This window comes from Acidovorax sp. 94, assembly GCF_003634645.1.
Lineage (GTDB): Bacteria > Pseudomonadota > Gammaproteobacteria > Burkholderiales > Burkholderiaceae_C > Acidovorax > Acidovorax facilis.
Genome location: NZ_RBJA01000001.1, coordinates 2,460,049 through 2,473,245, shown reverse-complemented (window position 1 = coordinate 2,473,245; position 13,197 = coordinate 2,460,049). Strand labels below are relative to the sequence as shown.

Annotated in this window: 11 protein-coding genes; 6 read left to right on the top strand and 5 right to left on the bottom strand. The window is 65.5% G+C overall.

Features of this window, described 5'->3' with window-relative positions; translation table 11 throughout:
* Positions 1 to 91 precede the first annotated feature (91 nt).
* Positions 92 to 1,651, top strand: coding sequence for a PAS domain-containing methyl-accepting chemotaxis protein (locus C8C94_RS11405; protein ID WP_121420786.1), 1,560 nt, complete (start codon positions 92 to 94; stop codon positions 1,649 to 1,651).
* Positions 1,652 to 1,751: 100 nt separating this feature from the next.
* Complete coding sequence (locus C8C94_RS11400) at positions 1,752 to 2,018, top strand: hypothetical protein (protein WP_121420785.1); 267 nt, start codon at positions 1,752 to 1,754, stop codon at positions 2,016 to 2,018.
* Positions 2,019 to 2,043: 25 nt separating this feature from the next.
* On the opposite strand, the gene queF is transcribed toward C8C94_RS11400, so the two are convergent.
* The 4 genes from queF to C8C94_RS11380 form a co-directional block, all read right to left on the bottom strand.
* On the bottom strand, positions 2,044 to 2,889 hold the full coding sequence (gene queF / locus C8C94_RS11395; RefSeq protein WP_121420784.1) for an NADPH-dependent 7-cyano-7-deazaguanine reductase QueF: 846 nt from the start codon (positions 2,887 to 2,889) through the stop codon (positions 2,044 to 2,046).
* Between the two features lie 57 nt (positions 2,890 to 2,946).
* Entirely contained in the window at positions 2,947 to 3,861 is a 915-nt protein-coding gene (locus tag C8C94_RS11390; RefSeq protein ID WP_176886649.1) for a 2OG-Fe(II) oxygenase, read from the bottom strand.
* 33 nt (positions 3,862 to 3,894) lie between these two features.
* Positions 3,895 to 4,680, bottom strand: a complete 786-nt coding sequence (yaaA, locus tag C8C94_RS11385) for a peroxide stress protein YaaA (RefSeq protein WP_121420783.1) — start codon at positions 4,678 to 4,680, stop codon at positions 3,895 to 3,897.
* A gap of 217 nt (positions 4,681 to 4,897) precedes the next feature.
* Positions 4,898 to 8,029 carry an Rne/Rng family ribonuclease gene (locus C8C94_RS11380; RefSeq protein ID WP_121420782.1) on the bottom strand — a complete coding sequence of 1,044 codons (3,132 nt, stop codon included), beginning with the start codon at positions 8,027 to 8,029 and terminating at the stop codon, positions 4,898 to 4,900.
* A gap of 600 nt (positions 8,030 to 8,629) precedes the next feature.
* Between C8C94_RS11380 and C8C94_RS11375 the strand changes: the two genes are divergently transcribed.
* The 4 genes from C8C94_RS11375 (at position 8,630) to C8C94_RS11360 (ending at position 11,875) form a co-directional block, all read left to right on the top strand.
* Positions 8,630 to 9,631 carry an RluA family pseudouridine synthase gene (locus C8C94_RS11375; protein ID WP_121420781.1) on the top strand — a complete coding sequence of 334 codons (1,002 nt, stop codon included), beginning with the start codon at positions 8,630 to 8,632 and terminating at the stop codon, positions 9,629 to 9,631.
* A 25-nt stretch (positions 9,632 to 9,656) separates the two neighbouring features.
* Positions 9,657 to 10,331, top strand: coding sequence for an HAD family hydrolase (locus tag C8C94_RS11370; protein WP_121420780.1), 675 nt, complete (start codon positions 9,657 to 9,659; stop codon positions 10,329 to 10,331).
* A 27-nt stretch (positions 10,332 to 10,358) separates the two neighbouring features.
* Positions 10,359 to 10,736 (top strand): Rieske 2Fe-2S domain-containing protein, encoded by a 378-nt coding sequence (locus C8C94_RS11365; protein ID WP_121420779.1) that lies wholly within the window; start codon positions 10,359 to 10,361, stop codon positions 10,734 to 10,736.
* Positions 10,737 to 10,828: 92 nt separating this feature from the next.
* Positions 10,829 to 11,875 (top strand): S49 family peptidase, encoded by a 1,047-nt coding sequence (locus C8C94_RS11360; RefSeq protein ID WP_121420778.1) that lies wholly within the window; start codon positions 10,829 to 10,831, stop codon positions 11,873 to 11,875.
* Positions 11,876 to 12,025: 150 nt separating this feature from the next.
* On the opposite strand, the gene C8C94_RS11355 is transcribed toward C8C94_RS11360, so the two are convergent.
* Positions 12,026 to 13,126: a toxin-antitoxin system YwqK family antitoxin gene (locus C8C94_RS11355; RefSeq protein WP_121420777.1), complete on the bottom strand. Its 1,101-nt coding sequence runs from the start codon at positions 13,124 to 13,126 to the stop codon at positions 12,026 to 12,028.
* Between the last annotated feature and the right edge of the window lie 71 nt (positions 13,127 to 13,197).

Below are 13,197 nucleotides of genomic sequence, written 5' to 3'. Positions count from 1 at the left end.
TCTGTTGGCCCGTTAGACTTGATTGGTATCAAGCGGTAACGAAAAGCGTGCCGCGCTGCCTGCCCATGCTGCAGGCCCATCAGGAGCCAACATGCGCATCAACCTGCCCGTGACCCAGCAGAACTTCGACTATTCCGGCGATGAACTGCTGGTGTCCAGCACCAACACCAAGGGCGAGATTACCCACTGCAATCCAGCGTTCGTTCGCGTGAGCGGCTACAGTTACGACGAACTCATTGGCCAGCCGCACAACCTGATCCGCCACCCCGACATGCCCGCCGAGGCCTACAAGGACATGTGGCGCACCATTGGCCGGGGGGAGCCCTGGACGGGCCTGGTCAAGAACCGCCGCAAGAACGGCGACCACTATTGGGTGCGCGCCAATGTCACCCCCATCATGGAGGGCGGCAAGCCACGTGCCTACATGTCGGTGCGCACCAAGCCCAGCGCGGCAGAAATTTCTGCTGCCGAAGCCCTGTATGCCCAGATGCGCAGCGAGGCGGCATCGGGCGCGAGCAGCTTCTACCTGGACTCGGGCAACGTGCGCTACCGGGGAGTGCGTGGCTGGCAGCAGCACCTGGCGCAGATGGCGTTGCTGCCCCGCATGGCGATCCTGCTGCTGGTAACGGTGCTGCTGGCCTTGTTGCCCGATGTGATGGGTCTGCAAGGCACCACCGCCTGGGTAGCCCGCCTGGTGTTGCTGTTGCTGGGGGCGGGGTGGACGCTGTGGCGCTTTCAGGCCACCGTGTTGCAGGGCGTGCACGATGCCACCCGCTTCGCGTCCGACATCTCGGCCTGCAACCTGGCCACGTCGGTGGGCACTGACTATCCCCAACCCCTGGGCGCGCTGATGCAGCGCCTGCTGCAGACCCAGGTCAACCTGCGCGCAGTGGTGGGCGATGTGCGCACCGAGGTGCGCAACTTCATTGAATCGGCCGACGAGATCTCGCGCGGCGGCCTCGACCTGTCGGCCCGCACCGAATCGCAGGCCAGCAGTCTGGAAGAGACTGCTGCGGCCATGGAGCAACTGGCCAGCACGGTGCTGGAGACCTCCGAGACTGCCGCCAAGGTCTCGCGCGAGAGCGCGCAGAGCAGCGACATCGCCAAGCGCGGCGGCCAGGCGGTGCAAGAGGTGGGCACCGCCATGCAGCAGATGAAGTTGTCGTCCACCAAGATCAGCGAAATCGTGGGGGTGATCGAGGGCATTGCCTTCCAGACCAATCTGCTGGCCCTGAACGCCGCCGTCGAGGCGGCCCGTGCCGGTGAGCAGGGGCGGGGTTTTGCGGTGGTGGCGGGCGAGGTGCGGGCGCTGGCCCAGCGCAGCGCCAGCTCCGCCAAGGAGATCAGCGGTCTGATCGGCGTGACGGTGAACCAGATCGCCAGCGGTGCCCAGCAGATGGGCCATGCAGGCACCACCATTGAGGGCGTGGTCGATGCAGTGGAGCGCGTGAGCACGCTGGTGCAGCAGATCAGCAGTGCCACCAAAGAGCAGTCGCAAGGCATCGCCCAGGTCAACGAGGCGGTGACGCAGCTGGACACCGTGACGCAGCAGAACGCGGCGCTGGTCGAGGAGTCTGCGGCGGCGGCGCAGGGGCTCAAGGAGAGTGCGGTGTCGCTGGGCCGCTCGGTGGATGTGTTCCGGCTGGGGTAACGGGTAACGGGTGCTGTGGCGAGCGACCGCCAGCCACGCAGACCTTGACGAATGCTTACTCGTAACTTACAGTGATTTTCCCGTTTTCCGGGAGATCACCATGACCATCAACGAGCTGCAACGCATCAAGCAGTGGCATGTCGCGCACAAGGCAGACCACCCGCTCGAATACCACCTGTGGGACCTGGTGTTGACGGTCTGGATGCTGGGCTGGGTGGGCTGGTTTCCCATCATCGCTTTTGGCGAGCCGTGGACTGCGCCGCTGTGCCTGATGGGTATCTTCGGGCCCAGCCTCTATGTCACCTGGCGAACGCGTGCACACCTGCGCCACACCCTGCGGTGCGACTGGATCGATGCGCGGAGCTGATGGACGCGACTGACGGCGGCTGGGCCTACTGCCGTGCCGTGCGCACGTTGCGCGGCAGGCCCTGCGGGTGGCTGGTGCGCAGCGGGTTGATGTCCAGCCCGCCCCGGCGCGTGTAGCGCGCGTACACAGTCAGTTTGATGGGTTTGCAGCGCGTCCACACATCCATGAAGATGCGCTCCACGCACTGCTCGTGGAACTCGTTGTGGTTGCGAAAGCTCACCAGGTACTGCAGCAGCCCTTCCTGGTTGATCTGCGGGCCGCTGTAGCTGATCTGCACACTGCCCCAGTCGGGCTGGCCGGTCACCAGGCAGTTGCTTTTGAGCAGGTTGCTGGTCAGGGTTTCGGTCACGGGTGCTTCGTTGAACGTGGCTGTCAGCAATTCGGGGGCTGGCTGGTACTGCGTGCATTCCACATCCAGGCGGTCCAGGCTCAGGCCGTCCAGCTCGTGCACGGGTTCCTGGTCGAACAGCTCGGGGGCGATGAGCTTCACGCCCACGGTGGCCGGGTGGTCGGCGCCGCGCCACACGGCTTCGCTGATGTCGGTGCGGATGCGGGCCTGCACTTCGGCCGCATCGGCAAAACGGGTGTTGTTGAAGCTGTTGAGGTACAGCTTGAACGACTTGCTCTCCACGATGTTGGGCGTCTCGCACGGCACGGTGATGTGCGCCAGCGCCACCTGCGGTTTGCCGCGCAGGTTCAGCCACGACAGCTCGAATGCCGTCCACAGGTCGGCCCCGAAGAACGGCGCGGCGCCGGTGATCCCGATTTCGGCGCGCTTGCCAGAGCGGGGGATGGGGAACAGCAGCGATGCGTCGTACTGGTCCACGTAGGCGGAGGACTTGCCGAGTTGGGATTGTTCCGGGGTGTTCATGGATGCTATTAAATTTATAGCTAATAGCGCTTTATGGATAAGCGCTAGAGCCTGTTTTCACTTGAATTCCCGTTCGCGCAGCCACTTGGTGGCGATCCACTTCTCGCCCGCGATCACCGGCGCACCGCCGTGCAGCGTGCGGGTGGACGGGTGCGGGCGCTCATAGCTGAAGAACACCGCATTGCCGCGCTGCGGCGCGACCTCTAGGTGCACGTCGGGGAAGGTGGTGCCGCCGCCTTTTTCGGGGGTGTTCAGGTACATCACCAGTGTGCCCACACGTTGCCCGCCGCGCTGGACGATGGTGGGCGTGCCGGGCTCGGCGGGGTCGAAGTAGTCGTAGTGAGGCTTGTACTCGGCGCCTGGGCGGTAGTGCAGCACCTGCAGGCCCTCGCCGTTCTCGATGGGCCAGTTCAGCAGGCGCGCAATACGTTCTTCGATGCGCTGGATCAGCGGGCTCTGGCCGCGCTGGAAGAACATGCCGTCGCTGGTGCGGTCGTCATTGATTTCCTCGCCGCCCGTCTTGGTGGCCACGGTGAGCGAGCGCGCCATGCGCGGCGCAGCGTCCGCGATGAGGGCGTCGCATTCTTCGGGCGAGAGCAGGTTGCCAAACACCACGATGCGCGGCTGGGCCATGGCCAGCAGCACATTCACGGTGCGGTCGCCACAGTCCACCTGGGCGGGCGATGCATCCAGCTGGGGCTCGGGCACAGGCACGGCGGCGGGCTGGCCTTGTTGTACGGCCAGTTCGTTCAGGTGGTCTTGCAGCGTGACCTCCAAGGCGTCGGCGGCCACGTCTTCATCCCAGCCCGCATCGCGCATGGACTGCAGCACCACAGGCGCGGCGTAGCCGGCCTGGGCCTGTTCGATGATCCAGCGGCGCAGCTCGGGCGTGATGGCCTGCCGCGCGGTGCTGGCGCGCTGGTGGGTGGTTGTGGTGCTGCTGTCGGGGTGCTGCTCAGAACGCGATGCCATGGCGGTCCTTCAACGTGAATGGGGTTAGCAGTTTCAGGCGGTGGGCAGGGTCTTGCGCCGGAAGACCAAGCGCTCGGGCTCGGATGATGCCGGGGCAAAGGCATAGCCGTCCAGATCAAACCCCTCGAGCTTGTGCGGCGTGGCCACGCGGTGCGTGATCGCATAGCGCGCCATCAGGCCCCGCGCACGTTTGGCATGGAAGCTGATGATCTTGTAAGCGCCGCCTTTCCAGTCTTCGAACACACATTCGATGACACGGGCCTTGAGCGCCTTGCGGTCGACGGACTTGAAGTATTCCTGCGACGCCAGGTTGACCACCACGGGGGTCGTGTCGGCGCGCAGGCGGGTGTTGAGGTGCTCGGCAATCTGGCTGCCCCAGAACTGGTACAGGTTGCTGCCTGCGCTGGTGGCCAGGCGCGTGCCCATTTCCAGGCGGTAGGGCTGCATGCGGTCCAGCGGCCGCAGCACGCCATAGAGGCCGCTCAAGATGGCCACATGGCTTTGTGCCCAGTCCAGTTCCTGCGGGGCGAGCGTGCGGGCGTCCAGTCCCTCGTACACATCGCCGTTGAAGGCCAGCAGCGCCTGGCGCGAGTTGGCGGCCGTGAAACGGGGGCGCCAGGCCTGGTAGCGCGCCACGTTCAGCGCGGCGAGCTTGTCACTCAGGTCCATCAGCGAAGCGATTTGCTGCGGAGATTGCTCGCGCAGCACCTCAATGAGCGCGGTGGATTGCGCCACAAACTGGGGCGTGGTGTGTGGCAGGCCTTCGGGCAAGGGCGTGTCGTAGTCGAGCGATTTGGCGGGAGACAGCAGGAACAGCATGGAGGCAGAAGGTCCGTGGATCTCGGAAGGTGCAGCAGGTGGCCGGGTGGGCTGCTGCGATTCTGGGGAGGCGGTGGCTCGAAATGGTACCTGTTGAAGGACTGTCTTCGGGCGCTTGCGGGCATTCGCAGGCTCCCGCAAAAAAAGAAGGCGGCCTGGGCCGCCTTCTTTTTGCATAGCTGCGGCTCCCTGAGGGGCAGCAGCTGTTTTCAGCGCATCAGGCCGAGGGAGTCTGCTCAAACGGCAGCTTCATGGCAGACAGGTCGCGGCGGGTTTCCACCAGCACCAGCGGGCCTTCGTCCAGCACTACTGCAGGTGGGCGCTCGCGCGGCACGCGGATGGGCTTGGGCTCGGCGGCAATCGCAGCTTGCACAGCAGCGATCTTGTCCATGTCGGAGTTGACCCACTGCAGGCCCGACGCGGCAGCCACTTGCTGCAGCTCGTCGATGGGCAGTGCGAACGCCTGGACGCGGGGCAGACCGTTCGCAGCGGGTACCACCGGTGCGACGGGTGCCGCAGAGGGTGCAGGTGCTGCAACAGGCGCTGGTGCCGCCACAGGTGCTGGCGCGGCCGCCACCGGGGCTGCTACCGGCGCGGCGACAGGTGCAGCAACGGGGGCCGGTGCGTGGGCCGGGGCGGGCACGGGTGCTGCCACAGGCGCTGGCGCGGGTGCCGCTGCCGCTGGCTCCGCTGCAGGGGCCGTGAAGTAGCTGCGGCGTGGCGCTTCGTCCTGCGCGGGTGCTGGCTCGGCCTGCGTGGGGTCGAAATCCAGCATCGCCGGTGCGGCGGCTTCGGCATTGCCGATGTTGTCACGCGGACCGCGTTCGCCACGCTCGCGGCGGTCACGGCCGTAGCGGTCGCGCGAACGGCGCTCGCGGCGCTGTTCTTCTGCAGCGGCTCCATTGCCGTTGGGCTGAGCGTCGTTGCCGGACAGGTCCAGATCGGGCAAGGCAGCCAGTGGCGCTGTGTCGGCAAAGTCGCCAGGCGCTGCGGCAGCGGCCGTTTCCTGGGCTTCCACCGCGCGGGGGGCGCGCTCGCCACGTTCGCCACGGTTGCCGCGATCCCCACGTTCACGGCGTGGGCCGCGTTCGCCACGGGGCTGCTGGGTGGTTTGGCCTTCTGTGCTGTTGCCGGGATTGCCAGCGTTGGGGCCTTCCACCTGTGCGGTCACGGCGGTGTTGTTATCACCGTTCAAGCCTGCGTTCTGGTTGCGCGGCTCGGTGTTGTCGCGGCGGCCACGGCCGCCTCCTTCACGCCCTTCGCGTCCATTGCGGCCACCGTCGCGGCCTTGGCCTTCGCGGGCCTCGCCTTCGGGGCGGCGCTCGGCGTCGCGGGGTGCGCGGCCTTCGGCCGAGCGTTCGCCACGGCGGCCCCGGCCTTCGCCGTTGCCTTCGCGGTTGCCGTCACGGGGTGCGCCTTCGCGCTGGCCGTCCCGGTTGCCATCGCGGCCACCACGGCGGCCACGGCCTTCACCGTTGCGGCCATCGCGGCGGGGTTCACCACGGGCGGTGGTCTCCGGGGCTGCTGCCGGTGCGGGCGCGGCCACGGGGGCAGGGGCTGCCGGTGTGGTGCCAACGCCGAACAGGCTCTTGATCCACCCAAAGAAGCCTTGCTCTTGGGGGGCGGCCGCAGCCGGGGCCGGGGTTGCCACGGGGGCGGGTGCTGGCGCGGTCGCAGCGGCGGGGCGCTGGCCGGCGCGTGGTGGGCGGGCGGCGCCTTCGGCACGGGGCTCGGCCACAGGGGCGGGTGCGTCGGGCAACACGCCCTTGATCACCGGCGTCTGCTTGTTGGTGGGCTCTTGCGAGCGGCGCGTCACGGCGGTGGGGTCTTCCACTTCTTCGGCAAGCTTGTAGCTGGCTTCGATGTGGTCCAGGCGCGGGTCGTCGTGCTTGAGGCGTTCCAGGCGGTAGTTGGGGGTTTCCAGCGTCTTGTTGGGCACCATCAGCACGGCCACGCGCTGCTTGAGTTCGATCTTGGCGATCTCGGTGCGCTTCTCGTTCAGCAGGAACGAGGCCACTTCCACCGGCACCTGGCAGTGCACGGCGGCCGTGTTGTCCTTCATGGACTCTTCCTGAATGATCCGCAGGATCTGCAGGGCCGACGATTCGGTGTCGCGGATGTGGCCCGAGCCGCCGCAGCGGGGGCAGGGGATGGACGAGCCTTCGCTCAATGCGGGCTTGAGGCGCTGGCGGCTCATTTCCATGAGGCCAAACTTGCTGATGGTGCCGAACTGCACGCGGGCGCGGTCCTGGCGCAAGGCGTCGCGCAGGCGGTTTTCCACTTCGCGGCGGTTCTTGCTCTCCTCCATGTCGATGAAGTCGATGACGATCAGGCCGCCCAGGTCGCGCAGGCGCATCTGGCGAGCCACTTCGTCGGCGGCTTCCAGGTTGGTGCGGGTGGCGGTTTCCTCGATGTCGCCGCCTTTGATGGCGCGGGCCGAGTTCACGTCCACGGACACCAGCGCTTCGGTGTGGTCGATCACGATGGCGCCACCCGAGGGCAGTTGCACGGTGCGGGCGTAGGCCGATTCGATCTGGTGCTCGATCTGGAAGCGGCTGAACAGGGCGGCGTCGTCGCGGTAGCGCTTCACGCGGGCGGCATGCTCGGGCATGACATGCGCCATGAACTGCTGTGCCTGTTCGTAGATGTCGTCGGTATCGATGAGGATGTCACCGATGTCGTTGTTGAAGTAGTCGCGGATCGCGCGGATCACCAGGCTCGATTCCTGGTAGATCAGGAAGGCCCCCTTGCCACCCTTGGCGGCGCCGTCGATGGCATTCCACAGCTTGAGGAGGTAGTTCAGGTCCCACTGCAGCTCGGGCGCGGTGCGGCCAATGCCGGCGGTGCGCGCGATGATGGACATGCCGTTCGGGTATTCGAGCTGGTCCATCGCCTCCTTGAGCTCGGCGCGGTCTTCGCCCTCGATGCGGCGAGAAACGCCACCGCCACGGGGGTTGTTGGGCATCAGCACCACATAGCGGCCGGCCAGCGAGACGAAGGTGGTCAGGGCCGCGCCCTTGTTGCCGCGCTCTTCCTTTTCAACCTGAACCAGCAGTTCCTGGCCTTCCTTGATCACCTCATTGATGCGCGCCTGGCTGGGCGAGACACCGGGGGTGAAGTAGCTGCGCGAGATTTCCTTGAACGGCAGGAAGCCATGGCGGTCTTCGCCGTAGTCCACAAAACAGGCTTCCAGCGAGGGCTCGACGCGCGTGACGACGGCCTTGTAGATGTTGCCCTTGCGCTGCTCGCGCCCTTCGATTTCGATTTCGTAGTCGAGGAGTTTTTGTCCGTCGACGATGGCCAGGCGCCGTTCTTCGGGCTGCGTGGCGTTGATGAGCATCCGCTTCATGATGCGATTCCTTCAGTGTTTCGCGGACAGCAGCGGAGCAGCCAACCGTGACCCACGGAGAGGGCTGCGCGGGCTGCCGCCCACAGTTTCCAAACCAATACAACAAGCTCTACAGGAGCTGTGAATGCCTGGACTGACGCATCGAAACGAAGGGAATTGCCGGGGATGCCAATGATCTGCCGCGCTCTAGCGCAGCATCGGGAGGCAGGGGCGCGTGGATGGGGGCGAGTGGTAGGAACGCAGTTTTGCTAGCAAAAAAGTAGCTGATTGCGCTTGCTGGCTGTGCGCTGAGGGCGATTTTGAGCATGCAGCCAAAGGCCGCAGCCTCCGCCACAGGGTCACCATCCATGCCATCAACAACCACATGCTCGCTTTGATCCGCTGGCAGGCTGCGCCCGGGTAGGGAACATCTGCCAGCTTGGGGGATTCCGTATCAGTGTTTCAATCTGTCAGCCCGCCGCACGGCGTGCTGGCCACCACAGGCATCTGGCCTGCAATCTGCGCGCACGACGCCCGCTGGCATCGACCTGCCTGCACGAGGGGCAAGGGCTGTGTGGACTAAACTCCAGACAAATCAACCACTTACATAACAACGCGCAGGTGAAACACATTATAGGGGCCAAACCGCCCGCCGCCCCTGGGGGGCTTCCCGCAGCCCGCCTGGTGGAAGTGGATGCTGACTCCGCAGGCCAGCGGCTCGATAACTTTTTGATACGCCACTTGAAAGGTGTGCCTAAAACGCATGTCTACCGCATCATCCGCAGCGGCGAGGTGCGCATCAACAAAGGCCGCGTGAGTGCCGACACCCGCGTGGAAGCCGGTGACGTGGTGCGCCTGCCTCCTGTTCGAATTTCAGACAAGGTGGCCGAGAAGGCCGAGCGCCCGGCGCCCGCGCGCGAATTCCCCATCCTGCTCGAAGACGAGCACCTGATCGCCATCGACAAACCTGCCGGTGTAGCGGTGCATGGCGGGAGCGGGGTGAGCTTTGGCGTGATCGAGCAGCTGCGCCAGGCGCGGCCGGCCTCCAAGTTCCTGGAACTGGTGCACCGGCTGGACCGCGACACCTCGGGCATCCTGCTGGTGGCCAAGAAGCGGTCAGCGCTTACCCACCTGCAGGACCAGTTCCGCGAGCGAGAAACGGGAAAGACCTATCTGGCACTGGTCACGGGCACCTGGCCTGCCAATAAAAAAGTCATCGACCTGCCCCTGCACAAATACCTGCAGGCCGACGGCGAGCGCCGCGTGCGTGTGACCACGGCCGACGACCCGGATGGCATGCGGTCCATCACACTGGTCAAGGTGCGCAGCACCGTGCCCGCGCGCGCTGCGCAGGGCCTGCCCGCCATGTCGTTGCTGGAGGTGACCATCAAGACCGGTCGCACCCACCAGATTCGTGTGCACCTGGCCAGCCAGGGCCACGCCATCGTCGGGGACGACAAATACGGCGACTTTGACCTCAACAAGCGCCTTCAGAAGCTCTCGATGAAGCGCATGTTCCTGCACGCATGGCGGTTACAGTTCAATCACCCCGCTTCGGGCGAGCGTGTGCAGCTGATTGCCGAGCTGCCCCGCGAGCTGGCTGATTTTGTGTCCCCTGCCTGACGATCCTGCGCGAAGAACCCCCTCCATGTCTGCCAAAAACTTCCGTCCGCGCCGCTTCGACCTCATCGCCTTTGACTGGGATGGCACCCTGTTCGACTCCACCGCCATCATCGTGCGCTGCATCCAGGCGGCGGTGCGTGACGTGGGTGGCACCGTGCCCGCCGACAAGGAGGCGGCCTATGTGATTGGCATGGGCTTGATGCAGGCCCTGGCCCATGCCGCGCCGGATGTGCCGCCCGAAAAGTACACCGAGCTGGGCAACCGCTACCGCTTCCACTACATCCAGCACCAGGACGACCTGAGCCTGTTCGACGGCGTGTTACCGCTGCTGAACGACCTGCGTGAACGCGGCCACCTGCTGGCCGTGGCCACGGGCAAAAGCCGGCGCGGGCTGGACGATGCGCTGCACTCGGTGGACTTGCGCGGCGTGTTTGACGGCTCGCGCACCGCCGACCAGACCGCTGGCAAGCCGCATCCGCTGATGCTGCAGGAGCTGATGGCCGAATTTGACGTGGCGCCGGAGCGCCTGCTGATGATTGGCGACACCACCCACGACCTGCAGATGGCGGTCAACGCGCGCTGTGCGAGCGTGGGGGTGAGCTATGGCGCCCACGAGCCCGACGCCTTTCACGCGCTCCAGCCGCTGGCGGTCGTGCATTCGGTGCGCGAGCTGCACGATTGGCTGCTGCACAACGCGTGACGCCGGATATTGGAGCGGGACGATCCCATGACCACACCACCCGATCAGCCCGTTGCGCTGTGCAACAGTGCCGACCTCGTCGATGGGGGCTTGGCGGTTCCGTTTGATGTGCATTACGCAGGTCAGACCTGCCGGGCCTTTGCGATCCGCTACCAGGGCCTGCCGCATGCCTACCTGAACCGCTGCACCCATGTGGCCATGGAGATGGACTACCAGCCGGACCGCTTTTTTGACGACACGGGCCACTGGCTGCTGTGTGCCACCCACGGGGCCGCCTACCTGCCGAGCACCGGCCAATGCGCGGGCGGACCGTGCCGCGGCGGGCTGGTGAAAATTGCTTTGTCCGAAAGCGATGGTGTGGTGCACTGGCATACTGCCTACAACCTGCAACCCGTAGAGTTCTAGAAAATCCAGATGAATTACCCTTATGTGCTGTCGCCTGGTCCCAGCCAGCGCGGTGCGCGGGCGGCAGTGTTGCAGTGCCCAGGACGTACGACATGACAGACCCCCAGCAGCCCGGCTCTTCGGGTTTTGACCCAAAAAGTAATCCCGCGCCCGACCTGTGGGCGCAAGCAGCTACAAATTCAGGAGCATCTGTGAGCGACTCATCGCGTGAACCCGGCTGGGAGCGCGCCACGCTGGAAAAGCTGGCCTTCTCCGCCCTCCAAGAACAGCGCAGCGCCCGCCGCTGGAAGATCTTCTTCCGCCTGGCATGGCTGGTGCTGATTGCCGCAGTTGCCTTTGCGGCCCTGCGCCAGGCATCGCCCAGCGCTAGCAAGAGCATGCCCCATACGGCGGTGGTGGACATCAAAGGTGAGATCGCCAGCGGCGCCGAGGCCAGTGCCGAGTTCGTGGTGGCCGCCATGCGCAGCGCACTGGAGGACGAAGGCTCGCAGGCCCTGGTGCTGCTCATCAACTCCCCCGGCGGCAGCCCGGTGCAGGCCGGTATCATCAATGACGAAATTGTTCGTTTGAAGGCCAAGCACAACAAGCCGATCTACGCCGTGGTTGAAGAAACCTGCGCCTCGGCGGCTTACTACATTGCCGCAGCAGCCGACGACATCTACGTGGATAAAGCCAGCATCGTGGGCAGTATCGGCGTGCTGATGGATGGCTTTGGCTTCACCGGCACCATGGAAAAGCTGGGTGTGGAGCGCCGCCTGCTGACCGCTGGCGAGAACAAGGGTTTCCTCGACCCGTTCAGCCCGCAGACCGAAAAGCAGCGTGCCTACGCGCAGACCATGCTCGACCAGATCCACCAGCAGTTCATTGCCGTGGTGAAAGCCGGGCGTGGTGACCGCCTCAAGACCACGCCCGACACCTTCAGTGGCCTGTTCTGGACCGGCCAGCAGGCCGTGGAAATGGGCCTGGCCGACAAGCTGGGCAACCTGGACTATGTGGCCCGCGAGGTGGTGAAGGCCGAAGACATCATCGACTACACCCGCCGCGACAATGTGGCGGAACGGCTTGTCAAGCGCTTTGGCGCGGCGATTGGTGTGGGCGCCGTGAAGTCACTGGCCGTGGCTGGACCTCAGCTGCGCTGACACCGTCCGACGCGGCCTTTGGGCCATGCACAAAAAAAGCCCCGGGTGGAGATTCCACACGGGGCTTTTTTGCGTCTGGGCCTGCGTGGCGGTACGTGGTGTGACGCAGTCGGCCGTGCCGGCCTCCGAGGGCTGGCAGGAGGGTGGTTTTTAGCTGTCCAGCCCGCCCGCCTTGCGCTGGCGCGAGCCGTCTTCCAGGATGGTGTCGTCGGCCACCAGCTTGCCCGTCTCGTCCCACTGCTTGCGGGCCGTAAGGCGCGTGCGTCCCCGGGCATCGGGGGCTGAATACTGTTCTTCAATCGCCAGCCGGCCGTTGTCGTGAAAGGCCTGCTGCGTGCCCACGGGCCATTGCTCGGCATTGAGCTGCTCGCGCCGCGCCAGCTTGCCATCGTCACGGTACATCTCGCGCTGCACGCGCCCCTGCTCACCGGTGCCGGTCCAGGTGCTGCGCTCTCGCACCGATCCGTTGAGGTACCAGCGCTCGACCTGCACCTCCCGCCCATCGGCAAAACTGCGCTGCTCGATCAGCTGGCCGGATGCGCCGTAGCGCTTGGCGCTGAACAGCGATCCCCGCGTATCGCGCAGTGTGCGCTCGTCCGGCGCGAACACCCGTTCCTCGCGCAGCACACTTTTGCCGCCCTCGGTGGTGAAGCTGCGGTGCACACGCCGACCGTCCACCACGAGTTGCTGGGCGGCGACGATGCCGTCGCGGGTCCATTCGGTCGCGCTCAGCAGGCGGCCCTGGTCGTAGTGCAGCTGCGCGGTTTTGGCGCCGTTGTCTGCATGGAGCAGGGTGTCAGTGGCACCGTCAAAGCCGCAGAGTTTGCGGTCTTCGGGCAGCACGTTGGTGCGCGGGCAGAACAGGCGTGTGGGCTGGCCCTTGCTGTTGGTTTCCACATAGAACAGCTCCTGCCCTCCGCCGTGGAACGACACACGCTCCACGCGGCCGGTGGCGTCAAAGCGCCTCACGGCCCCCTGGGTGCGGCCGTTGTCGGCGGTTTCTTCGCGCCGCACCTGGCCGTTGGGCCAGAACTCGGCCACCCGGCCGTGGCTGTTGCCGCGTTCGTTGACCGTGCGTTCGCGCTGCAGGCGGCCTTCGCGGTCGAACATGCGCTCCAGGCCCACGAACTTTCCGTCGCGCAGTTCCTGCTCGCGCTGGAGGTGGCCGGTGTCTTCTTCGCGGCAGCGCACCAGCCCGGACTGGCCGGCGGTTTCGGCACCGTTGGAAATATTGATGGGTTTGCCATTCAATTCACAACGAATAATGGCCTCAGCGCTTGAACCATAAGCGCTAACAGCTATAAAAAATATAGTGAATAGAC